Origin of the sequence: Kosakonia sp. H02, from assembly GCA_030704225.1 — a bacterium.
Lineage (GTDB): Bacteria > Pseudomonadota > Gammaproteobacteria > Enterobacterales > Enterobacteriaceae > Kosakonia.
This window is the reverse complement of the sequence record CP131915.1, coordinates 1,371,901-1,392,648: the sequence shown is the minus strand read 5'-3', so window position 1 is coordinate 1,392,648 and position 20,748 is coordinate 1,371,901. Positions and strand designations below refer to the sequence as shown.

General features: G+C 51.2%; 24 protein-coding genes. 9 read left to right on the top strand and 15 right to left on the bottom strand.

What is annotated here, in order from left to right; all coding sequences use genetic code 11:
• Window positions 1-10 precede the first annotated feature (10 nt).
• Entirely contained in the window at window positions 11-325 is a 315-nt protein-coding gene (locus Q5705_06585) for a PTS sugar transporter subunit IIB (GenBank protein WLI78214.1), read from the bottom strand.
• Window positions 326-619: 294 nt separating this feature from the next.
• Between Q5705_06585 and Q5705_06580 the strand changes: the two genes are divergently transcribed.
• The gene (locus Q5705_06580; GenBank protein WLI78213.1) at window positions 620-1,576 is read left to right on the top strand and encodes a LacI family DNA-binding transcriptional regulator; all 957 of its coding nucleotides are present in this window, start codon (window positions 620-622) and stop codon (window positions 1,574-1,576) included.
• 246 nt (window positions 1,577-1,822) lie between these two features.
• Here Q5705_06580 and Q5705_06575 read toward each other — a convergent pair whose 3' ends face one another.
• Entirely contained in the window at window positions 1,823-2,659 is an 837-nt protein-coding gene (locus tag Q5705_06575) for a hypothetical protein (protein WLI78212.1), read from the bottom strand.
• Window positions 2,660-3,209: 550 nt separating this feature from the next.
• On the opposite strand from Q5705_06575, the gene Q5705_06570 reads away from it, so the two are divergent.
• Complete coding sequence (locus Q5705_06570; GenBank protein WLI78211.1) at window positions 3,210-4,403, top strand: zinc-dependent alcohol dehydrogenase; 1,194 nt, start codon at window positions 3,210-3,212, stop codon at window positions 4,401-4,403.
• A 38-nt stretch (window positions 4,404-4,441) separates the two neighbouring features.
• Here the strand turns inward: Q5705_06570 and nfsB are convergent, their stop codons facing one another.
• Window positions 4,442-5,095: an oxygen-insensitive NAD(P)H nitroreductase gene (gene nfsB, locus Q5705_06565; GenBank protein WLI78210.1), complete on the bottom strand. Its 654-nt coding sequence runs from the start codon at window positions 5,093-5,095 to the stop codon at window positions 4,442-4,444.
• Window positions 5,096-5,305: 210 nt separating this feature from the next.
• Here nfsB and Q5705_06560 point away from each other — a divergent pair, with 210 nt between their 5' ends.
• The 5 genes from Q5705_06560 to Q5705_06540 all read left to right on the top strand — a co-directional run bounded on the left by Q5705_06560 (window position 5,306) and on the right by Q5705_06540 (window position 8,753).
• Window positions 5,306-6,241, top strand: coding sequence for a LysR family transcriptional regulator (locus Q5705_06560; GenBank protein ID WLI78209.1), 936 nt, complete (start codon window positions 5,306-5,308; stop codon window positions 6,239-6,241).
• Between the two features lie 60 nt (window positions 6,242-6,301).
• Window positions 6,302-7,255 (top strand): aldo/keto reductase, encoded by a 954-nt coding sequence (locus Q5705_06555; GenBank protein WLI78208.1) that lies wholly within the window; start codon window positions 6,302-6,304, stop codon window positions 7,253-7,255.
• Between the two features lie 143 nt (window positions 7,256-7,398).
• Complete coding sequence (locus tag Q5705_06550) at window positions 7,399-7,917, top strand: peptidoglycan-binding protein (GenBank protein WLI78207.1); 519 nt, start codon at window positions 7,399-7,401, stop codon at window positions 7,915-7,917.
• Window positions 7,918-7,965: 48 nt separating this feature from the next.
• On the top strand, window positions 7,966-8,328 hold the full coding sequence (locus tag Q5705_06545; GenBank protein ID WLI78206.1) for a hypothetical protein: 363 nt from the start codon (window positions 7,966-7,968) through the stop codon (window positions 8,326-8,328).
• Entirely contained in the window at window positions 8,325-8,753 is a 429-nt protein-coding gene (locus Q5705_06540; protein ID WLI78205.1) for a lysozyme inhibitor LprI family protein, read from the top strand. Before Q5705_06545 ends, Q5705_06540 begins: the two co-directional genes overlap by 4 nt.
• A gap of 80 nt (window positions 8,754-8,833) precedes the next feature.
• Here Q5705_06540 and Q5705_06535 read toward each other — a convergent pair whose 3' ends face one another.
• The 3 genes from Q5705_06535 to Q5705_06525 all read right to left on the bottom strand — a co-directional run bounded on the left by Q5705_06535 (window position 8,834) and on the right by Q5705_06525 (window position 11,264).
• Window positions 8,834-9,574 (bottom strand): SDR family oxidoreductase, encoded by a 741-nt coding sequence (locus Q5705_06535; protein ID WLI78204.1) that lies wholly within the window; start codon window positions 9,572-9,574, stop codon window positions 8,834-8,836.
• A 9-nt stretch (window positions 9,575-9,583) separates the two neighbouring features.
• Window positions 9,584-9,979 (bottom strand): cupin domain-containing protein, encoded by a 396-nt coding sequence (locus Q5705_06530; GenBank protein ID WLI78203.1) that lies wholly within the window; start codon window positions 9,977-9,979, stop codon window positions 9,584-9,586.
• 121 nt (window positions 9,980-10,100) lie between these two features.
• Window positions 10,101-11,264 (bottom strand): multidrug effflux MFS transporter, encoded by a 1,164-nt coding sequence (locus Q5705_06525; protein WLI78202.1) that lies wholly within the window; start codon window positions 11,262-11,264, stop codon window positions 10,101-10,103.
• A 289-nt stretch (window positions 11,265-11,553) separates the two neighbouring features.
• On the opposite strand from Q5705_06525, the gene Q5705_06520 reads away from it, so the two are divergent.
• A complete protein-coding gene (locus tag Q5705_06520; GenBank protein ID WLI78201.1) occupies window positions 11,554-12,447 on the top strand; it encodes a dihydrodipicolinate synthase family protein in 894 nt (297 codons plus the stop codon).
• An 85-nt stretch (window positions 12,448-12,532) separates the two neighbouring features.
• Here Q5705_06520 and Q5705_06515 read toward each other — a convergent pair whose 3' ends face one another.
• A complete protein-coding gene (locus Q5705_06515; GenBank protein WLI78200.1) occupies window positions 12,533-13,591 on the bottom strand; it encodes an AbrB family transcriptional regulator in 1,059 nt (352 codons plus the stop codon).
• A 274-nt stretch (window positions 13,592-13,865) separates the two neighbouring features.
• Here Q5705_06515 and Q5705_06510 point away from each other — a divergent pair, with 274 nt between their 5' ends.
• Entirely contained in the window at window positions 13,866-14,969 is a 1,104-nt protein-coding gene (locus Q5705_06510) for an alkene reductase (protein WLI78199.1), read from the top strand.
• Window positions 14,970-15,005: 36 nt separating this feature from the next.
• Here the strand turns inward: Q5705_06510 and Q5705_06505 are convergent, their stop codons facing one another.
• From Q5705_06505 to Q5705_06470, 8 genes are all read right to left on the bottom strand, one after another.
• Entirely contained in the window at window positions 15,006-16,829 is a 1,824-nt protein-coding gene (locus Q5705_06505; GenBank protein WLI78198.1) for a pyridoxal-dependent decarboxylase, read from the bottom strand.
• A 39-nt stretch (window positions 16,830-16,868) separates the two neighbouring features.
• A complete protein-coding gene (locus Q5705_06500; GenBank protein WLI78197.1) occupies window positions 16,869-17,447 on the bottom strand; it encodes a hypothetical protein in 579 nt (192 codons plus the stop codon).
• A 443-nt stretch (window positions 17,448-17,890) separates the two neighbouring features.
• Entirely contained in the window at window positions 17,891-18,211 is a 321-nt protein-coding gene (locus Q5705_06495; GenBank protein WLI78196.1) for a TA system toxin CbtA family protein, read from the bottom strand.
• A 33-nt stretch (window positions 18,212-18,244) separates the two neighbouring features.
• Window positions 18,245-18,610 carry a type IV toxin-antitoxin system YeeU family antitoxin gene (locus tag Q5705_06490; protein WLI78195.1) on the bottom strand — a complete coding sequence of 122 codons (366 nt, stop codon included), beginning with the start codon at window positions 18,608-18,610 and terminating at the stop codon, window positions 18,245-18,247.
• A gap of 31 nt (window positions 18,611-18,641) precedes the next feature.
• Window positions 18,642-18,863, bottom strand: a complete 222-nt coding sequence (locus Q5705_06485) for a DUF987 domain-containing protein (GenBank protein WLI78194.1) — start codon at window positions 18,861-18,863, stop codon at window positions 18,642-18,644.
• Window positions 18,864-18,871: 8 nt separating this feature from the next.
• Entirely contained in the window at window positions 18,872-19,342 is a 471-nt protein-coding gene (radC, locus tag Q5705_06480) for a DNA repair protein RadC (protein ID WLI78193.1), read from the bottom strand.
• Between the two features lie 70 nt (window positions 19,343-19,412).
• Window positions 19,413-20,234: a DUF932 domain-containing protein gene (locus Q5705_06475; protein ID WLI78192.1), complete on the bottom strand. Its 822-nt coding sequence runs from the start codon at window positions 20,232-20,234 to the stop codon at window positions 19,413-19,415.
• Between the two features lie 74 nt (window positions 20,235-20,308).
• Window positions 20,309-20,737, bottom strand: a complete 429-nt coding sequence (locus Q5705_06470) for a hypothetical protein (GenBank protein WLI78191.1) — start codon at window positions 20,735-20,737, stop codon at window positions 20,309-20,311.
• Between the last annotated feature and the right edge of the window lie 11 nt (window positions 20,738-20,748).

Below are 20,748 nucleotides of genomic sequence, written 5' to 3'. Positions count from 1 at the left end.
GAACACCTTTTTAATGCGCCGCTTCAATTAGCGACAAAGCATAGTCCAGTACCTCATTGCCACGTTGCATGCCGTAATCCATCGGGTCGATGGGTTGTACCGGAATGCCCTGAGCGGCGGCCTTTTCTGCCAGCGTTTTTAACATGTATTTAACTTGTGGACCGAGAAGCACGACCTGGTAACGCGGAAACTGCGTGTCAAATTCAGCTACGCCGTACGCGTCGATCTCAACCGGGATATCGCGCGCCTTCGCGGCTTCTTCCATTTTCCTGACCAGCAAACTGGTGGACATACCGGCCGAACAACACAACATGATCCTGAACATTGTTAACCGTCCTCGAAGTGTAAAAAGTTATTGCGGAGACGATTGGATATCATATGGAAACCGGTTTCCATTTGTTCTCCGTAGAAGTGTGATAGCTGTCAATATCTATGGTAAACAAGGCTGATTTATTGGATTTGCATCACGGATTTTAATGTTTTTATGCAAGCAAAAAGCGCCGTATGGAAAATCGGTTTCCATCAAAAAAGGAAAACGCTATACTCCCGGTGGTTATATATTCGCCATAGCTGTTGTGGGATTTTGCAGGCGCGGATGTGCGTCTGTCAGGGGAAAAAGATGTCAACAATCAACGATGTATCACGTTTAGCTGGGGTGTCAAAAGCCACAGTCTCACGGGTGTTGAGTGGTTCGCGCGGCGTCAAGGAAGCCAGTCGTCTCGCGGTACTGAAAGCGGTCGAAGAGCTGAATTATCGGCCCAATGTTATCGCGCAGTCATTGCTCAGCCAGTCGACAGGCTGCATCGGCGTTATCTGCGCCCAGGAAAATATCAACCAAACCACTGGCTACCTTTACGCGCTGGAAAAACATTTAAGTCTGAATCAGAAACATTTACTGCTGCGTTTCGCCAATAACAAAGCGGAGGTGATGAGTGCGCTGGACGAACTCACCTGCGGGCTGTGCGACGATGTGCTGATTATCGGCGCGCGTTTCCCGCTCATCATTGATGACGAGAATGTGATTCTGGTGGATTGTGTCGAGTCCGCCGACGGCACGCCCAACAGCATTCAATTCGATCGCGCTTTTGCCGCCGAAACCGCCTGTAACTACCTGATTAGCCAGAGCCGCCGACAGATTGCGCTGATCCACCCGCGCAATGCCGCTGCCGATCACGTGCTGCACGGCTATAAGCTGGCGCTGGAAAACAACTTTCTGCCATTTAACCGCAACCTGGTGTTTATGGATGATACGTCGTCTTCTGTGGCGCTCCAGGTGCTGCTCAATAACGCAACGACGTTGAATTTCAATGCGTTGCTGGTGGCCGACGAGCAAGAAGCGCAGCGGGTTATTCCGCAGTTGCAGGCGTTTAATAAATCGGTGCCGGGCGACATTATGGTCTTCAGCCTTGCGGGTTCATTACATTTGCCCGGTATTCCCACCATTCCGGCAATTGAATATTCCATGGATGCAATGGCCGCACGCATTGTGGCGTGGCTGAATGAGAAAACCCAAAGCGTATTGGGAACGTATCGCGTGCGCGGGGATTTGATTATTCCCGAAATGCGGAAACGGTAAAGCCTCCGCAAGGAGTGATGCCAGCCAGTTAAGCAACTGACTGGCATTTTTTCTTATCCGGTTTCGGGTATTAAAAACATTGAACGGTATGGATCATCCTTGCTGAACGTCGTGCTCGGGCTGGGTAATCGGTTCTGGGGTGTGCTGGGAATTACGCTTGGCGTCTCTTTGTTGCTTATTGCGCTTCTCGCCTTTGCTGTCGGGAACAATATCTTCTCCACCTGTCTCATTACACGGTAAATTACATTACCCGCATTCTGTGTCATAACAAAAATGGCAAAACGGGCACGCAGCGCAGTGGCTTTCCCCCTTATTACAATGAGTTTCATATATATGTTTTAAATGATTATTATCCTGGTTTGCTTCCCCCACACTTAATCCCCTAATCAGTTCGCGAGAAGATATCGATAGCGCTATTCTCTGTGCAAGCTGCGCTTTATAAGCGTAAATCGTTTTGTTTTGTAAATTAATGAGTCCCGCAATCTTCTGCACTGATAACCCCGAAATAAGCAACCTTAATGTATTGATCTCATTTGTCGTGGCGCCAAGCAAATACAGCCTGTGATAAATATTACCCTGCATCGCCTTATACAACGCTTTCCTATGATGCATAAGATTCATTATCCGGGGGCGCATAACACCTGGGGATAAACACGCCGGTGAACGCTCAACGCGCAGTGCATCATCTATCTCTTCTTTCGTCATCGATATTAATTTTTCGTGTGTCAGACATTTCTTTTCCTCGAAATAAAAATCAGCAACTACTTTATCATTAAGATAAATTTTTCTGGCGGTAAAGAAAGCCGATCTTAATCGGGAGGTGGCGGCGATAGCCGCAATCAACAGGATTTTACGATGCGGTGAGGCATCAACAATTAGCGGAAGAGAAGGGTTGCTCTGTAACGCCTCTAAGAGTTTTTGCTCATCCTGATATATTTGCGTAATAAGATGATCCTGCTTTTCGAGAAAGGCTGTGATAGCAAAAAGCGCAGGCCATGAATAACCAAATACGATAAATCTCGCAGACATTACAAAATCTCCCTTTATGTATACCTGCAATTTAGATGATTGTTCTACTTTCAACTCCTGAAAGAAATAGGTTGTGCTGGTTAATAAGTCATTTATCTGAAAGCTAAGATTGTTCTGCCATTATGTTTTCTTGTCTGTAAATAGTTTCACAGCATACAAAATCAACAAGGAAGCAGCTAATTTTATTTTGCCTGGCTGATATTCGCTTGCTAAGCCATTGTTACACTCCCCCACTGGTCAGCCAGGCGCTAACCGGTGGGTACCTATATCGATCTTTCATATGAGGTTATTACGAAAATGCTTATACTTTTCTATCTCTCACTGTTCATACTTCCTTTTTCAGCTTTTTGCTAATCCGTGTGCTTATAATTTCCATTAAATGAGACACTCCTTACCAAATCGCAATATAAAATTTTACGTAATGGCATGTCTCTCATGCGCACACTCACAAAAGCAGCGGCAATCCTGCCGCTGCTTATTCCCTGGATGATATTCTCACCCACCGTCGTGGCGCGGTGGATAAGATTTAGCCCGATTTCGCCGTGCTCCCGCAGGCTGTTCTATGCTTAACAATCCTGTCTGAATGTTATAGGGAGCACGGTACATGAGAGCACTTACTTATCACGGCGCACATAAAGTCAGTGTCGATAACCGACCCGATCCGGTTATCGAAGCTTCAGATGATATTATTCTTCGCGTGACCGCAACGGCGATTTGCGGTTCGGATCTGCACCTCTACCACGGCAAAATTCCCGGGACGAATCATGGCGATATCTTCGGTCACGAGTTTATGGGCGAAGTGGTGGAAACCGGGGCGGGCGTTCACGCGGTCAGCAAAGGCGATCGGGTGGTTATCCCTTTTGTGATTGCCTGCGGTGAGTGTTTTTTCTGCAAACTTCACCAATATTCTGCCTGTTCGGAAACCAACAGCGGCAAAGGCGCAGCCCTCAATCGCAAAGGTATTACGCCACCGGCGGCGCTGTTCGGCTATAGCGATCTGTATGGCGGCATTCCGGGCGGCCAGGCGGAATATGTCCGCGTGCCAAAAGCCAATACCGGGCCATTTAAAGTCCCTGACACGCTGTCCGACGAAAAAGTGCTGTTTCTCTCCGATATCCTCCCCACAGCGTGGCAGGCGGTAAAAAACGCCGAAGTGAAACAGGGCTCAAGCGTGGCGATTTACGGTGCGGGGCCGGTGGGGCTTCTCACTGCGGCCTGCGCTCGCCTGGAAGGGGCGGAACAGATCTTTATGATTGATGACAGCGACTATCGGCTGGCGTTTGCCCGCGATCGCTATGGCGTTATTCCCATCAACTTTGACAAAAACGATGACCCCGCCGAGTGGATAATCGAAAACACCCCAGGCCATCGCGGTGTCGATGCAGTGATTGATGCCGTAGGCTTTGAAGCCAAAGGCAGCACCACTGAAACTGTGCTCAGCACCCTGAAAATCGAAGGCAGCAGCGGAAAAGTGTTGCGCCAGGCCATCGCCGCGGTGCGTCGTGGCGGTATTGTCAGCGTGCCGGGCGTGTATGCCGGGTTTATCCATGCCTTTATGTTTGGCGATGCCTTTGACAAAGGGCTGACCTTTAAAATGGGCCAGACACATGTGCAAGCGTTTTTGCCAGACTTGCTGCCGCTCATCGAATCCGGTCATCTCAAACCGGAAGAGATTGTCACCCACCATTTACCGCTGGAAGAAGCTGCCCGTGGCTATGACATCTTTGATAAACATGCCGAAGATTGCCGCAAAGTGATCCTCGTGCCGGGTCTCAGCACGGCAAAAGCGACGATTTAAGGCGTGGAAATGCCCGGTGCGCCGGGCTTCCAACGTTGTTAGATAAAGGTAAAAATTTCGTCGCGCGGCAGGCGGGATTTTGGCAGCGCGGCGTTGAAGTCTTTTTCGCTGCGCACGCCGAGTGACACCAGCATCACGCTGGTCAGCCCTTTTTCACGCAGGCCCAGGGACAGATCCAGCGCGCGCTGGTCAATGCCTTCCATTGGCGTGGCGTCAATGCCGAGCATTGCCGCACCCAGCAGCAGGCCGCCGAGCGCCAGGTAAACCTGTTTTTCCATCCACTGCGGCAGGTCGCGCTGCTCATAGCGATGCAGATCAACATAGGAGCGGCGGCTCTTGTCCTGGCCTGCTTTCGCGCCATCGGCCACAAAACGGCCATCTTTCTCTTCCTGCGCCAGCACTTTTTGCAGATGCTGCTCATCCAGATCGCTACGCATGCAGAACGCAATCACATGGGACGCGTTCAAAATTTTGGGTTCGTTATAGGCGAAGGCGCTGGTGGCGGCTTTTGCCATTGCTGCGCGGCCTTCTGCGCTGGAGGCAACCACAAAGTGCCACGGCTGCGAGTTAACAGAAGAGGGGCTGTTTTGCAGCACGTTTAGCAGCGTGTCGATTTTATCCTGCGGCACGGTCTGGCCGGGTTCATAGGCTTTCACGGTATGGCGGGCAATAACGGCATCATCAAGGGTCATCGTCTTTCTCCTGGCGCAAAATTGAAAAATGCGGGGCGTACCGTCCCGTAGAGTGTGTCGAGGATAAACGCAAAACATAACAAGATAAATCAGCGTAAACAGGCAACACTTTCACTCATTGAGTGAAAATGCTGTTTGCCTGCGCGGCGTTTTCTGGCACTTTTTTCTGGCACAACAGATCCACTCTTTTTATTGGCCTTCGGAGAAACCATGATTCGGCTGGAAGATGTCACGCTGTTCGTTCGCTCGGCGGCACTGGGCAGTTTTTCAAACGCCGCGCGCGAAGCGGGGCTGCTGCCGGGGCAGGTCAGCGCGGCGGTTCACCGGCTGGAGCGGGATCTCGATAAGCGCCTGTTTGTACGCTCGACGCGCAGTTTGCGCCTCACCGCCGAGGGGGAAAAATACCTGCCTTTTGCCCAGGAGATGCTGGAGGTGGTGCATGCCGGTGCGGAAAGCCTGCACAGTGGCGATAACGAACCGCAGGGCGAACTGCGCGTGGCGATGCCTTCCGACCTGGGCCGCAACGTTTTGTTGCCGCTGATTGGTCGTTTTTGCGAGCACTACCCGAAAGTGTCGCTGCGCCTGTCTTTGTCCGATCAAATCAGTGATGTGTTTCGTGACCCGGTGGATATCGCTATTCGTTACGGGGTGCTGGATAACAACAGCTATGTAGCGCTACCGCTCGCTGAGGATAACCGCCGCGTACTTGCCGCGTCGCCCGGCTATCTGGCGAAACATGGCAGGCCGCAAACGCTGGATGAAGTGGTGAATCACCACTGTTTGCTGTTCACCATGAACAGCCAGGTGTACGACAAATGGATCTTCCCGGAAAACGGCATGCGCCGTCAGCTCATTGTTAAAAGCCGGATGCTGTGCGATGACGCAGATGTCGCCCGGCGCTGGGCGGTTGAGGGGATGGGCATTGTCTATAAATCCTGGATCGATATCAGCGCCGATGTACTGGCCGGGCGGCTGGACGTACTGCTGCCGCAACATCCCGGCGAGGCCGCGCCGCTGAACCTGATTTGCCCGCATCGCAAGCAGTTTTCGCCTGCCATCCGCCATCTTCACCGCGTCCTGCGCGAACACTTACAGCCTGTGACCGCGCTGCTGCAAAGTCATCCGGCGTTTAAACCGCACGGATGACCAAAATATGTACGCGTTTACGCGCCAGGCTTAAGGTTTGTCCTACAGGAGGAAGTGGCAATGGCTTTACGTTCATTAGGCACCACGGGTTTACAGATCCCATCCCTCGTTTTTGGCGGTAATGTTTTTGGCTGGACCGTCGATGAAAAACAGAGCTTCAGTTTACTGGACGCCTTGCTGGAAAAAGGCTTCACCGCCATTGATACGGCGGATGTCTATTCGGCGTGGGCGCCGGGTAATAAAGGCGGTGAATCGGAAACGATTATTGGTAAATGGCTGGCTGCGCACCCCGGTAACCGTGAAAAGATCACCCTGTTCACGAAAGTAGGCGCCGATCTGGGCGAACCGGGTAAAAAAGGGCTTTCTGCGCGCTGGATAGAGCAGGCGGTTGACGACTCGCTGCGTCGCCTGCAAACGGATTATATCGATCTCTATTTCTCGCACTGGCCGGATAGCGAAACGCCGTATGATGAAACCCTCGGCGCATATGAAAAATTGCTGAAAGCCGGGAAAATCCGCGCGGTTGGCGCATCCAATCTTAATGCTGAACAACTGGCGGAATCGCTGAAAGTGGCGGACGCAAAAGGGCTGCCTCGCTACCAGGTGCTGCAACCGGAATATAATCTCTACGATCGCGCAAGCTTTGAGGGCGCGTTGCAGGATTTAACGGTGCGGGAAAATATCGGCGTGGTGACTTATTACAGCCTGGCGTCCGGGTTTCTGTCCGGCAAATACCGCAGCGAGAACGATCTTGACCAGAGCCAGCGCGGCCAGGGAATCGCCAAATACCTGAACCCGCGCGGTTTCGCCATTCTTGATGCGCTGGATAGCGTTGCAGCGAACCATAATGTGAAACCCGCCGAAGTCGCGCTGGCCTGGCTTATCCATCAACCGGGCGTTACCGCCCCGATCGCCAGCGCCACCAAACTCGCCCATATCGACAGCTTTGTCACCGCCGTATCGTTAACACTCTCTACAGACGAGATTGCCGCGCTGAATAAAGCGGGCGCGTAAGTTCTGAGATGCCCGGGGGATACTTCGGGCTCTTTTTATGTTAGATACTCGTTTTTTGAATGTTGCCAATTAAAAGGCGAGACATTCGCGGTAAATTAACCAATAACTATTTATCAATGGATATGTGAGAAAAAATGAAAAGGATGAATCAGCATAAGTACCATCAGCCGAGGGTTTTTCGCCTCTCATCAACAGTTGGAGAGTGTGGTTTTAATGATCCTGGTGATGTTAAAGCGCTTCAGATTCAAATTAAAAACGCAGGATACTCGCAAGGTACGGGACGTATCATCAATACTGATGGTCAATGCATAGCAGATACGTTAGAAGCGATACGCTGGTTCCAGAGATTGGTAGGTATGCCTGCTTCAGGGCTTGTTTACCCTACTGACATGTGGTTTATGGAAGCGCTAGAGAATGCAACTTCTATGCGTTGGCGTGAAAGACACACTGGTGGACCTTTGCAAGTACAAGAAGGCCAGCTAACTTTTGACTATGAAGGTGTTGATTATATAACTGCTGTTGAACCTTTTCGGCAGCCAGCCCGCATGCCATGGTTTTCGCGTATCTTGCATCACCCATCTTCCGACTCAGGTGTAACTCTCGGACGAGGCTATGATATGAAAAAACGTAGCGCCGGTAGTATCTTATATATGCTCCGATAATCGGGTATTGAGGAATATAAAGCTCAGATATGCGCTAAAGCCGCCTATTTGCAAGGAAGGCAGGCCGATGTTTTTATTAGCGTTTATGGTCCCCTGGTTGGTGAGATTACACATCAACAACAAATACGTCTTTTTGATTTTTCATATCGTGAGAAAAAAGATTATGCCAAAGGAGTATATAGTCGAAATAGTGCCAATTTGCCGAAAGCATTAACCTGGGATCAGGTGGATATAAAAATAAGAGATGTATTTGTTGATACGATTTTTCAGGGAAACCAGACGGCCCGGGCTATGGTGAAAATTATGGCTGAGAACGGTACACGAAAAGATATTATTGATTACCTTAAAAACGATTTATTTCAATCGCGGGATCCTCAGCGCTTATCACTAAGGTTAAATTATTTAAGATGAAAACGATTACTTTAATAGCATCGTTACTATTTTTTGGAAATAGTGCATTTGCGGCAACCAAAAGCATAACCGAAAACAAAGATGTTTCGCATTGCGCAAAAGTATATGGCGAGAGTGATGACGAATGCCTGGGCGATCTCAATGAAAAATCTGAGAAAGAGCTAAATGATAGTTTTAACAATAAGTTAAAAGAAATTACCTCGCATGATTATACCCGCTGGTGGAGAGGCACCCAAGAGCAGAAAGACCGCATGCTGGCAACCTATAAACAGAATCAGAAAGAGTGGATTCAATATAGAAATGGTTATTGCGAACTGGTTAGTACGCAGGCTATGGGAACCCATGCATTTGGTGAAGATATGTTAGGTTGCATATTAAATATGAATAAGTTACGGATCGAACAGATTAATATGATCAAGCCGTAACATCTCTTTATCACCTACAACGCCCGGTGGCGCTGCGCTTACCGGGCCTACAAACGTCGTAGGCCGGATGGCGGTTGCGCTTACAATTCTTGTTTGGTAGGGCGAAAGAGGATTTCGTTGATATCCACATCGTCCGGCTGGCTGATAGCAAACAGCACCGTGCTGGCGAACGAATCAGCAGAGATGGCGTTTTCCTCGTAGAATTTTTTGATGCCTGCCGCCATTTCCGGCTCGGTCACGCTCTCCGCCAGCTCGCTCTGAACCGCACCTGGGGAAATGATAGTGGTGCGGATATTGTACGGTTTCACTTCCTGGCGCAGCCCTTCGCTAATTACCCGCACCGCCGTTTTGGTGGCGGCATAGACCGCGCTACCGGGGCGCACTTTATGCCCGGCCACTGACGAAGTATTGATGATATGCCCGGACTTTTGCTGCTGCATATAAGGCAGCGCGGCGGCGATGCCGTACAGCACCCCTTTCAGGTTGACGTCGATCATCGCGTTCCAGTCGGCAAGGCGACGTTTATCCAGCAGGGAATGTGGCATTAACCCGGCGTTATTCACGATAACGTCAATACGGCCATGGAGTTTAACCGCGCGATCGACCAGCGCCTGAACCTGTTCGGCGTCGGTAACATCCGTCTGCACTGCTGCTTCGGCAGGCAGATTTAGCTCCTGCGCCAGTTGCGTCAGCCGGTCAACACGGCGCGCGCCAAGCACGACTTTCGCGCCTTCCTCTGCCAGCCGCCGGGCAAGCGCGGCACCCAGGCCGCTGCTGGCACCGGTAATGACAACGACTTTATTCTCGACATTCTTCATCATGCCTCCTGATTAACCACGATATTGCTCGTCGGTGACGTGCTCAAGCCAGGTCACCGGGCTGCCGTTGAGGGATTCGGCAATGGCGATATGCGTCATTGCGGTTTCTGCTGTGGCACCGTGCCAGTGTTTAATATCTTCCGGGATCCAGACGATATCGCCCTGGTTCATCTCCTGCACCGGCTCGCCTTCGCACTGGATCCAGCCTTTGCCGTGGGTGACGATCAATGTCTGCCCGAGCGGATGGGTGTGCCATGCGGTACGCGCGCCGGGTTCAAACGTTACGGTGGCGCCGCCGACACGCGCGGGCTCGTCTGCTTTAAATGGCGCGTCAATACGCACCCGGCCGGTGAAATACTCTGCTGGCCCCTGCGCCGAGGGAACTGATGCACTGCGGATGATTTTCATGCTGTTCTCCATTCTTTGAACACGTCTCTAAAGCGTAGCTGCTGTTAATTAAGCAATCTTAATCCCCGCCAGACATCCGCACTATTGGCCTAAATCAGCATGATCTTATGAATACTGCTCATTAATGGCGACGCCACACCATCGCCGCGCTGGCTACGGCGAACAGCGCCATAATCCATGCCATTGTCCACGGCGTGCCGTCGCGAAACCAGGTCAGCAACAACGAAGAGATAATGCCGCTGCCATATTGCAGGGAGCCGATCAGCGCCGAGGCCGAACCCGCAAATGCAGGCACCGTATCGAGTGCGGCGGCGGTGGACGTGGCGGCGATAATGCCGTTCATCGAGAAAAAGAGGAACACGGTGACCATCACGGCGACAATGCCGCCAATCTGCATTTTTACCAACAGCGCCAACACGACGCCCGCAACGGCGGCAAGTGACACGGCGATTTTCAGTAGCTTATCCAGCGGATGGCGCTGCACCAGCCGCCGGTTTACCGCGCTCATGCCCATCAAACCGACAATATTTAGTGCAAATAGCCAGCCGAAATATTGCGGCTCCACACCGTAATAACCGATATAAACGAACGGCGAACCGGTCACAAACGCATAAGCAGAGACATAGAAAAAGGTGACACACAGCGTATAACGCATAAACGCGCGGTTACGCAGCAGGGTAAAGTAGTTGCGAAACACCCCCGGCAGCGAAGCTTTAACACGTTTCTCTGTGGGCAGAGTTTCCGGTAGCGCAAAAAGAGAAATAAACATCAGCCCGCCAATCACCACCAGCAGCCAGAAGATCGCGTGCCAGGTGGTGATTTTGATGATTTGCCCGCCCGCCAGCGGCCCGACGATGGGCGCTATCGCCATAATAATGGTCAGTGTGGAGAGCATCTGCGCCGCGCGGGTGCGAACAAACAGATCGCGGATCATCGCCCGCGCCAGCATCGGCCCGGTGCAGGCTCCAAAGGCCTGGAACACGCGCCAGAACACCATCTGATGGATTTCTGTTGATAGCGCACAGCCCGCAGAGCCGATAACAAACAGCACCATGCCGATAAACAGCGGTGTGCGGCGGCCAATGGCATCACTGACTGGCCCCCATACCAGTTGCGCCAGCGCAAACCCCATCAAAAAACCGGTGATAGTGAGTTCGATATCGCCTTGCAGTTCACGCGCCATCAGCGGCATGGCGGGCAGGTAAATATCCGTCGACAGGGAAGTAAAGGCCATCAGCGCGCTGAGGATCGCGAGAAACAGCGGCCCGTGAAGCTTAGTAGACATAAGATCCTGATTAAGTAACGAAGAGGGGAGCCGACAAAGCGGAACGTTATCTTAAGCAGGGCGACACAAACGATAACGCCATTAAATCATAATGACGTTATGAGCCGGGTTCATGAGTGGCGTTCGCTTTCCTGCAAGCGCATCAAACAGCCAGATGTTGTTTAGTCGGAAATGCCGTTGGCTGCATTATGTGAAGCAGGCAACGAACTGATCGCCGGGTTAGCACGTATGATGCCGGGCTGTCGTAGCGAAAAAACAGTGCTCAGACTGGATCAATGAGGGGGAAAAAATGGATTTCACAGGGTTAAGCGCGTTTGCGCTGACGCCGCTTCTCGATGACCGCCTGGATGAGGCGGCCTATGTCAGGTTAATTGAAAAGCTCCGCATAGCCGGGGTGGATTCAATCGGCGCGCTGGGTTCGACGGGGTGTTATCCCTATTTCAGCCGTAGTGAACGTGCCAACGCGTTACGTCTGGCGACGGAACATTCTGGCGCGGTGCCGGTTATCGCCGGGATTGGCGCGTTGCGCACCCGCGATGTGCTGTGGCTGGCGGAAGATGCGCAGAAAGCGGGGGTCAGCGCCGTGCTGCTGGCACCGGTTTCTTATCATGCGTTAACCGAAGAGGAAGTGTTTAACCTGTTCGACGCGGTGACCCGCGAACTGTCGGTGCCGCTGTGCGTTTACGATAATCCCGCCACTACGCACTTCTCCTTTAGCGATGCGCTGATTGCCCGCATCGCGCAATTACCCAATATTGGTTCGATTAAAATTCCCCCGGTCGCCGCTGAGCTTGCCCCGCAGCGGGTGGCAAAACTGCGCGCGGAGATACCGGAACATATTCGGCTGGGTATCAGCGGCGATGCCAGCGCGGTCGAAGGGCTGAGCGCCGGGTGCAGCGTGTGGTATTCGGTCACGGGCGGCTTGTTTCCGCAAGCCGCGCTGGCGATTTCCCGAGCGGCGATGGCGGGTGATATGGCGCAGGCGCGGGCGCAATCAGATGCGCTGCAACCTCTGTGGGATCTGTTTAAACGCTACGGCGGCAGTTTGCGCGTGATTGCCACCGCAGCAGAGCTGCTCGGGGCCGTGGCCGCGCCGTGTTTACCGCCGCCATTACAGACGCTGCAAGGCGATGCGCGCCGCGATGTTGCGCAAGTCATTGAGAAATTGCGGTTAGCGGTTTGATCTTTTTGTCGGAGGGCGGCTGCGGGTTCGGTGGTTTTGTAGGCCGGATAAGCGTTTATAGCGCCATCCGGCAACAATGCGATGCTTATGTCCCCAACCGCTTCGCCACGAAGCGTGAGATCGCCGGGCCGGTTATCAGCACCACAATAAAGCGCCCGGTTTGCATCGCCATCACAAACGAAATATCCACATGGCTTGATGACGCAATAATCGCCACTGTATCGGCTCCGCCGGGGCTGGTGGCGAGGTAAGCGGTGAGCGGGTCAATGCCCGCGAATTTCACCAATAAGAAGGCAAAGCCGCAGCACACGGCAACCAGCGTCAGAACGGAAAGCAGCACGCGTGGTAGGGCGCGGGCGGCGTACAGCACAATCTCGCGCGTAAAACGCAGTCCGATACTCCAGCCGATAATCGCGTAAGAAATGGCGAGCAGCCACGGCGGCAATTCCAGCGTCAGCCAGCCGCTATCTTCAACGATTATCCCCAGCGCCAGCGTGATAAGCATCGGCCCGGACGGCATTTTTACTCGCCGGGCAATCACATAGCCTGCGGCAATCACCAGCAGCGTTCCGGCAAAAGGCAACCAGCGCAGCGGGCCGAAAAGGGTGAACGTCGCCACTGCGTGATCCGCGCTCTCGGCACCCATCCACATGCGGGTGACCAGCACCGCGACTAATGCGACGATCATCACCCGCAAATACTGCATAAAAGCGACCAGCCGCACGTCTGCGCCAAAACTCTCGGCCATAATCGTCATCGCTGCCGCCGCACCTGGCGACGATCCCCAAATCGCCGTTGAGCCGGGAAATACCTGCAACTTTGCCATGATCCAGCCGAGGATGGCGCTGGCGAAAATCACCGAGATAATACAAAGGATAAAAACCGGCCAGTCGGCGGCGATGCGGCCAAACACCGAGGGCGGAATGGCATGGGCAATCATTGCGCCCACTACCGCCTGCGCGGCGCTAAAGCTGTTTTTACTGACGGTGACCGGGCGTTTGCCGATGGCAAGAAGAATGCCGGAGAACATCGGGCCAAGTAGCAGGGCGGCAGGAAGATGAACGAATTCCATCAGTGCCACTAACATCAACGACAGCGCGATAAGCTGTAACCAGTTACGCAATGTGGGCGTGAGTGTCGCCATTAGCGGCACTCCTGTTGCGCCGCCGCGACGACGCGAAAATCAATGAACAACATAACGCTTCCCGCAAAATAAAAAGTTGAAAAGCAACGTGTCGTTATCGACTGTAAGCGCTCCGTCGCTATCCTGCAAATGCTGGTCAGGTTTTTTTGTGCCAAAAAAGCAATAGTCTATTGCCTTTATTGCTATTTATTCAATATTACTCAGCGCTTATCCTGCTTCCCATCAGGTTGTTAAACACAACCACACTGACCGAATCAAGAAAGGATAAGCAACCATGTTATTCGATAAATACTCTCTGAATGCGCTCGCGCTTAATAACCGTATCGTGATGCCGCCGATGACGCGTTCCCGTGCCGGAGCCGGTGATGTGGCGACGGATATGATGGCGGATTACTACGCACAACGTGCCAGCGCGGGTCTTATCATCAGCGAAGGTACGCAAATCAGCAAGCAGGGTCAGGGTTATGCCTGGACGCCGGGTATTTATACCGAGGCGCAGGTTGCGGGCTGGAAAAAAGTGACCGACGCGGTACATAACGCTGGCGGGAAAATCTTTGCACAACTGTGGCATGTGGGACGTGTTTCTCACACTGTATTGCAGCCGGGTAATGCGGCTCCGGTTTCTTCCTCCGCCATTCAGGCTGAAGGCGTAAAAGTGTTTGTCGATGTAGAAGGTCGTGGGCCGGAGAACGGCGTCGGCGATATGGTTCAGCACACTATGCCGCGTGCGCTGACGCTCGATGAAATCCCCGCTATCGTCAACGACTATGCACAAGCTGCGCGTAACGCAATTGCTGCGGGTTTCGATGGCATCGAACTGCATGGTGCCAATGGTTATCTGATTAATCAGTTTATTGATTCCCAATCTAATTTGCGTGATGACCAATACGGCGGCGCGCTGCAAAACCGTCTGCGCTTTATGAAAGAAGTCGTGGGAGCGGTATCGGCGGCGATTGGCAAGGAGCGCGTCGGTATTCGCCTTGCTCCGCTGACCACGCTGATGGGTTCGCGCGACGATACGCCAGAGGCGACTTACCTGGCAGCAGCAAGCGTGCTAAATGAGATTGGCATTGCCTATATTCATATCGCGGAAGCTGACTGGGATGACGCACCGGTAATGCCAGCAGCGTTTAAAGAAGCGCTGCGTATTATTTTCCACGGTACGCTGATTTATTCAGGAAAATATACACCGGAACGCGCCGAAGAAGCGCTGGCAAAAGGCTGGGCAGACCTGATTGGTTTTGGCCGCCCGTTTATCGCCAACCCGGATTTGCCGCACCGCCTGGCAAACAATCTGCCGTTGAATGAGCCTGTCCGGGAGAAATTCTTCGGCGGCGGTGCAGAAGGGTATCTTGACTATCCGGCGCTACAAGCTTGATAACGCAGTGCAGAAAGGGGGGATTTCCCCCTTTTTTCATTGGTCGCTAACAATGCCAGTCACGTTGTCTCTCGCGGCCATAATGCAATCCACAACATGTTGCATCAATTCCGGGGTCAGATGCGTATTCATAATATAGATTTTCAACGCAAAGACCGTGGCATCTGCATCGCTCGCGTCGCGGTTATATTCCGTGACGCAAAAGCCGGTGGTGAAACTCATATACGGCGTGTACTTGCCGTTAATTTTCTTGCCCGCCCGAAACCACTCGTACAGTTTATTGCCAATATCCAGTGTCAATTGGTTGTGTGCCAGAAGTTGCGGCTTATATGCCGGATCGCATAGCTCATGCTGATATTGTTGCTCTGCTTCAACTCCCTGTGGATAAACCCGGAACAGAGTAACTAACCCGTGATCGTGCGTATTGACGCAGACGCTGGTGCTCTCCGCTTTCAGCACGTTACGCAACGTGTGATGGTTTTCCATAATCGTGCCAAGAATGGCCTGAAAACCCTCATAACCGAAGTATTTCATCGTTGCCCAGCCCGCTAGCGCTCCGGTCGCCGAGCGCGACGCTTCCAGCGTGTAATCAAGCGGATTGTACGGCGTTCGGGATTGCAGATAAGCCGAACCGGGACGCTGGTGAAGGGTTTCAAACTCTTCGGCATTGCGGTAGGCAAAAAAGCTACTGATATAGGGCGCAAAGCCCGCTTTGTGAAAATCAATGCCAATTGCATCGGCGTATTTCATATCCTGCAAAGCCCGGCAGTTGCTTTCCAGAATCGGTAACAGTGTATCGGTAAATTGCAGTGGGTTGCGGGCAAAGTCATATTTCTGAAATGCCAGCCATGACCAGCTGGTTACTGCATCGCAATAGAGCAGCGCTTTGCCATACGGGGCACCGTTGGGATAACGGTCTAACAAACGGCGAACACCAGCAACAGGATCGAAGGCATTAGCATCGGTCGTTCCCATGGTGCAGACAACCGACGCGACAGGGATATTTTGCGCTTGCAGGGACTGAAGCACCGATTCCAGATCGTTAAGATCCATCGCATTGGTATTTGGATCGGTTTTGACGCGAATAACGTTGTTCATTCCCAGGCCTGCCCAGTCCGTGCTGTTCAGCATGGAGTAATGTGCTTGCTGAGAGCAGATGACTTTAGCATCGGTACGTACACCACCGGTGCGGGACTGGGGCAAAACACGCGTAAGCGCGTACTTAACATGGTAAGTCCAGCAGCCGGAGCCGCCATAGGTGTAAACCCCGCCGGCATCCTGCCCCTTCCATCCCACCATATTTGCCAGCATCCCGGCGCTTTCTAATTCTGCGCGTTGCACATTCCAGGCATATTCACCTGATAAAATATTCGGCGAAAAGAGTTGCGCCATCGTGGCTGCAATAATGGAAGCGATATTCGCTTGCGGGATAACGTTACACATGGTTAATGGATGGCCCCAGTTTGGCATACCATTAAATAATGCGACAGTTTGTTTAATTACGTCATCGCAGCTGCCAATATTGTCAGCCATTTCGATGTTTTTTACTTCATTGAAATTAATATTCAGGCTACCGCTTTCGCCTAAATATGCAGGGCCATTATTATCAGGACGTAACGTATTTATATGTGCAAGTAGTCCGGGGATAGTACTGGCCAGAGCATCGTTCTTATCATTGAATGCACCGCTTTCGCCTAAATATGCAGGGCCATTATTATCAGGACGTAACGTATTTATATGTGCAAGTAGTCCGGGGATAGTACTGGCCAGAGCATCGTTCTTATCATTGAATGCAGAAGGAAAAAAAGAGTTCGCAATTTCCTGGTGTTTTTTTTTGGAATTTGTAGCTAAGTTTTTCATTACAATCCCTTGTGTGTGAATAATTATAGATATTTTTATTTATTGCGGATTTCTTAATATCGGATAAAGTTCCGGGAAACCCTCTATACACAATGGGAAGCCAGCATGTTGATATCCAAGTCGACTGGCGAGTTTTTGCACCCGCATCGCTGTGCATTCGGCATAACAGGGGATGCCGGCCTTATCTTGCAGGACATGCAGTCTGCGTAACAGTGCACCTATCACGTCCATACCATATTCTTGCCCCGGGATGGCAAGGACGAAAATATAGTAATGCGGGGTTTTAGGGTGATAAGCGCTGAGTTTGTGCATTAAGAACGCCATTACGGCATAATCGGGACTATATTCGTCCTGGAATTGCTTCAATATTATTTCGTCAGTGATATTTTCTGAGTCGTAATGCAAATACATCAATGCGCCGCTGTTATTTTCATCGATAATAATGCCGCCTTTTTTTAGCGCTATTTCCCCATAAATTCTAAAAAAGCTGCGCAGCGCATCTTTTCGTCTTTCGGGAACTGGGAAAGCAGATTTAATAAGTACATCGTCATAAAAGGCATCGGCAAGCAGATCACATACCATATCGATATCTGAATAAGTCGCATCTCTCACATTCATTATTCTTCCTCGTGTGAACAGTTATGTGTGAATATTTTGTTAATACTGGTGAGTTAAAACGGGAAACCATTTGTTTTCGCCGGCGAAGATAGCATGATTAATAAAGATCATGGGTAATGAAACATCTGAAATTAATAAGGAAACTAAAAGGTGCGATTAATACTGGGTGCGAAAGGAAAATAAAAAGACATTGCATAAATAAATGCGACTTGTGTCTCATTTATTTTTTGCTAATAAAATTCAGAGCTAAAAACATAACGGTTAATGATTTTTATCGAAGCTTTAATACGTTCTAATAAAGAAAAGCCACGTTTGGCGGAGATCACAGGAGTCGCATTTGGTGGTTAATCATGTTGAATTTATTGATTATTTTCATATGCTCTTTACTGACATGCCCCCGATTATGCCCCCACATGTTTTTCCTTAATGATCAGCTGGCTGATTTATGAGCGTTTCAAGCCAAGGTTGAACTGTGCCCGATGAACATCCAAAGATGTTATCCAAGGTTCTTGATCCTGCCAGGAGAAACCCTTCTGGTCAATGCGCACAAGCTCGAATCGTTCCACAAGGAAATTAACAGCATCAGTAAGATGCACTCCCGCCTCTATATGTTCCTGAATCGTCGTATCGTTACTGAACGGTGTGTCGTTGATCGTGAGGCCGTAATGATGCTCTAAAATATACGTTAATAGTTTTTGCCAAACTTGGACAGGAGACAGGCGTGACGAAACCGTCACTGTTGCCGGTACAGTTGAAATATGCATGAGTTGAGTCCCTGATAAAAGAAGAGGAAGGTGTTATCTGGTTAGAGCTGACTGGGGATATATGGCAATGTAAACGTAGCCATGAGAGCCGAGAGTGTCAGCTTCACAAGTAAGTCCGTTGTGATACCGTGTGACGCAGTGCTGGCTGCGAGGATCAAGCTCGCCAGTCGTTAGCATCCGCTCAAGCTGTTTCATCATCAGTGGAAATGCCTGGTCCAGACGCAAAGCTTCATCGTCACTGAATGAGCCATCAAACCCAGCCCGATCAGTCAGAAAGTAGAGACGGTTGCCTTCCTGTACCAGGCGAGCGCCGAAGCACGGCTTGATATTACGTTTTAATCCCCACTGAAGGCAGGATGCGTTCTCCGCTGATGAGCCGGATAAGGTGGTCGATTGCATTAACATATTCCTTAATGACTGAGAGAAGTGATTAATTCATCGTCACGCTGCGAAGGATGGCATATGGGCCTGCCCGGTCCTGACGACGCTCAACAAAAACAGCGAGTACACCGCTGATATCCTGAACTTCACGTCCGTAGTAATGGCAGACACTGCCATGCCACTGGTAATGACCTGTACAGAAGGCAGATAACCGGGATTCGGGATGCTGACGATAAATATGCATCGCCTGGCGCTTACTGATGATTTTCATTCTGCACCTCACAACCAACCACATTCAGCAAAAGACACCACTTCGTTCCCAACAACCAAATGATCCAGCACTCGCACTTCTACCAGTGCTAACGCTTTCATTATTCGCTGGGTGATGTGTTTATCCTGCTGACTTATTTCTGTCGTACCGGACGGATGGTTATGCGCCAGAATCACTGCAGCGGCGTTGTGCTTCAGGGCTGACTTCACAACTTCGCGCGGATGTACTTCGGTATGGCTGAGCGTGCCGGTAAACAGCGTTTCTCGCCCCAAAAGGCAGTGCTGGTTATCGAGATACATCACGATAAATACTTCCCGCTCCTGATGAGCCATCTGTAGCTGAAGCCAGGTCTTGGTGAAGCTGGTGGAGGTAAAAGACTCACTCGGTTGACGCTGATATTTTTCCAGCAGTCGTAACGCCCGACGAATAACGCGCTGCTCATTTGGCAGGAATATTGGGGATAAATTGAGTGCTGACATAATTGTTCCTTAAAACAAAATGCCCCGCTTGCTTAGTGGCAGGGCATGAAGAGATGGATGGTAAAAAGGTTCATGAAGCAAGCTGCAGCATATTCTCGGCCATCACCCAAAGTGCGCGGTTCAGCTTCACATCCCCGTCGATGCCTTTAACGGCACGTGTATGGGAGCGTTGACCTTTGGTCGTTCGCCCCGACAGACCGCCTTTAATCAGGTTTTCCTGAATACGCTGGTAAGTGGTCCAGAGATCATTGCTTTCGTCCTGCCAGCGGCGTGGGGAAAGTATCTGCGATTCTGTCACCGGCTGATGCTCTTCACCAAAGCGATAGGTTAATGCCGCTTTAGCCATTGCCTGCTGAGCGGGTGGCGGCAACAAAAGCGACTGCATGGCATCGCGCTTCTCTTCTACGCGGTCAAATATCCCCAGTACTTCGTATGCTCCTTCGATTACTTTCTCTACTACGTTGCCTTTATGTGGCACACGAACTTCACCAAAACTCTCACCGCAAATCAGCCCATTCTGGCAAACCGATCTGAATAACCCCGGTAACATCTGATATGAGCTAGAGCCGTCGTGGCTGTTTAGTAGAATAATTTCTGGAACCTGTTTGCCAGTAATCTGACCTTCACGACGCAGGCGCAGCATGTGCTTCGTATGCTCTCGTTTGCTCTGGTCTCGAACTCGGGTCTGGCAGGCAAAGAATGGCTGGAAGCCTTCACGTTGTAGGTTATCGAGCAGGGAAATAGTTGGGATATAGGTGTACCTGTCACTTCGGGATTCATGTTTGTCTTCGCTGAAGACACTCGGCACATAGTGCGCCAGTTCGTCACGGGTTAGCGGGCGGTCGCGGCGAACAAGATTGACTGAGCCGAAGCGGCTGGCTAAACGGGTCATAAAAACTCCTGTAGAAAATGGACATAAAAAAGGCCACCCCGAAGGATGGCCCTGTCTGTTATTGATGAGTCTGATTAGGTCGCTGGTGGTAACGTGGGTTCCAGGGCAGGAGGCACCATTTCTGCTGAGCCGTGCCTTTCGGCTCGGTAGAGCTGGAGCTGCGCCAGTAACGGGGCTTTCCGTGACTGGAGATAATCCAGACACCATTCCCTTCTAACAACCAGTCTGACCGGCACAGGCAGAAGCTCATAAGCCTTACTGAACATCGACTCGATAAACACATCGTCACTGAGTTTATCCTCGGCAATGGTCAGCAAACCGCTGATAACGATACTGTCGAGCAAGCGCTTATATCGGGTAGTACGGGATTCTGGCCCTTCTGTAATTTGCTCACTGACATTTTCTTCTACCTGCTCATCCTTGTTATCAGTGGGGGAGATATTTCCCCGCAGATTTAATTTCTCTTTCAGTCCCTTGAGTTTTCCTTGGGTATTTTCAGACATATTGCTTTTTT

Excerpts from the sequence above, each read along its gene's own strand:
- Q5705_06475 (WLI78192.1), bottom strand. The coding sequence starts at position 20,234 with ATGACCCGTTTAGCCAGCCGCTTCGGCTCAGTCAATCTTGTTCGCCGC.
- radC (WLI78193.1), bottom strand. The coding sequence starts at position 19,342 with ATGTCAGCACTCAATTTATCCCCAATATTCCTGCCAAATGAGCAGCGC.
- Q5705_06470 (WLI78191.1), bottom strand. The coding sequence starts at position 20,737 with ATGTCTGAAAATACCCAAGGAAAACTCAAGGGACTGAAAGAGAAATTA.
- Q5705_06515 (WLI78200.1), bottom strand. The coding sequence starts at position 13,591 with ATGGCGACACTCACGCCCACATTGCGTAACTGGTTACAGCTTATCGCG.
- Q5705_06485 (WLI78194.1), bottom strand. The coding sequence starts at position 18,863 with ATGAAAATCATCAGTAAGCGCCAGGCGATGCATATTTATCGTCAGCAT.
- Q5705_06530 (WLI78203.1), bottom strand. The coding sequence starts at position 9,979 with ATGAAAATCATCCGCAGTGCATCAGTTCCCTCGGCGCAGGGGCCAGCA.
- Q5705_06505 (WLI78198.1), bottom strand. The coding sequence starts at position 16,829 with ATGAAAAACTTAGCTACAAATTCCAAAAAAAAACACCAGGAAATTGCG.
- Q5705_06540 (WLI78205.1), top strand. The coding sequence starts at position 8,325 with ATGAAAACGATTACTTTAATAGCATCGTTACTATTTTTTGGAAATAGT.
- Q5705_06500 (WLI78197.1), bottom strand. The coding sequence starts at position 17,447 with ATGAATGTGAGAGATGCGACTTATTCAGATATCGATATGGTATGTGAT.
- Q5705_06585 (WLI78214.1), bottom strand. The coding sequence starts at position 325 with ATGTTCAGGATCATGTTGTGTTGTTCGGCCGGTATGTCCACCAGTTTG.
- Q5705_06560 (WLI78209.1), top strand. The coding sequence starts at position 5,306 with ATGATTCGGCTGGAAGATGTCACGCTGTTCGTTCGCTCGGCGGCACTG.
- nfsB (WLI78210.1), bottom strand. The coding sequence starts at position 5,095 with ATGACCCTTGATGATGCCGTTATTGCCCGCCATACCGTGAAAGCCTAT.
- Q5705_06580 (WLI78213.1), top strand. The coding sequence starts at position 620 with ATGTCAACAATCAACGATGTATCACGTTTAGCTGGGGTGTCAAAAGCC.
- Q5705_06520 (WLI78201.1), top strand. The coding sequence starts at position 11,554 with ATGGATTTCACAGGGTTAAGCGCGTTTGCGCTGACGCCGCTTCTCGAT.
- Q5705_06535 (WLI78204.1), bottom strand. The coding sequence starts at position 9,574 with ATGATGAAGAATGTCGAGAATAAAGTCGTTGTCATTACCGGTGCCAGC.
- Q5705_06555 (WLI78208.1), top strand. The coding sequence starts at position 6,302 with ATGGCTTTACGTTCATTAGGCACCACGGGTTTACAGATCCCATCCCTC.
- Q5705_06570 (WLI78211.1), top strand. The coding sequence starts at position 3,210 with ATGAGAGCACTTACTTATCACGGCGCACATAAAGTCAGTGTCGATAAC.
- Q5705_06525 (WLI78202.1), bottom strand. The coding sequence starts at position 11,264 with ATGTCTACTAAGCTTCACGGGCCGCTGTTTCTCGCGATCCTCAGCGCG.
- Q5705_06510 (WLI78199.1), top strand. The coding sequence starts at position 13,866 with ATGTTATTCGATAAATACTCTCTGAATGCGCTCGCGCTTAATAACCGT.
- Q5705_06550 (WLI78207.1), top strand. The coding sequence starts at position 7,399 with ATGAATCAGCATAAGTACCATCAGCCGAGGGTTTTTCGCCTCTCATCA.
- Q5705_06490 (WLI78195.1), bottom strand. The coding sequence starts at position 18,610 with ATGCAATCGACCACCTTATCCGGCTCATCAGCGGAGAACGCATCCTGC.
- Q5705_06495 (WLI78196.1), bottom strand. The coding sequence starts at position 18,211 with ATGCATATTTCAACTGTACCGGCAACAGTGACGGTTTCGTCACGCCTG.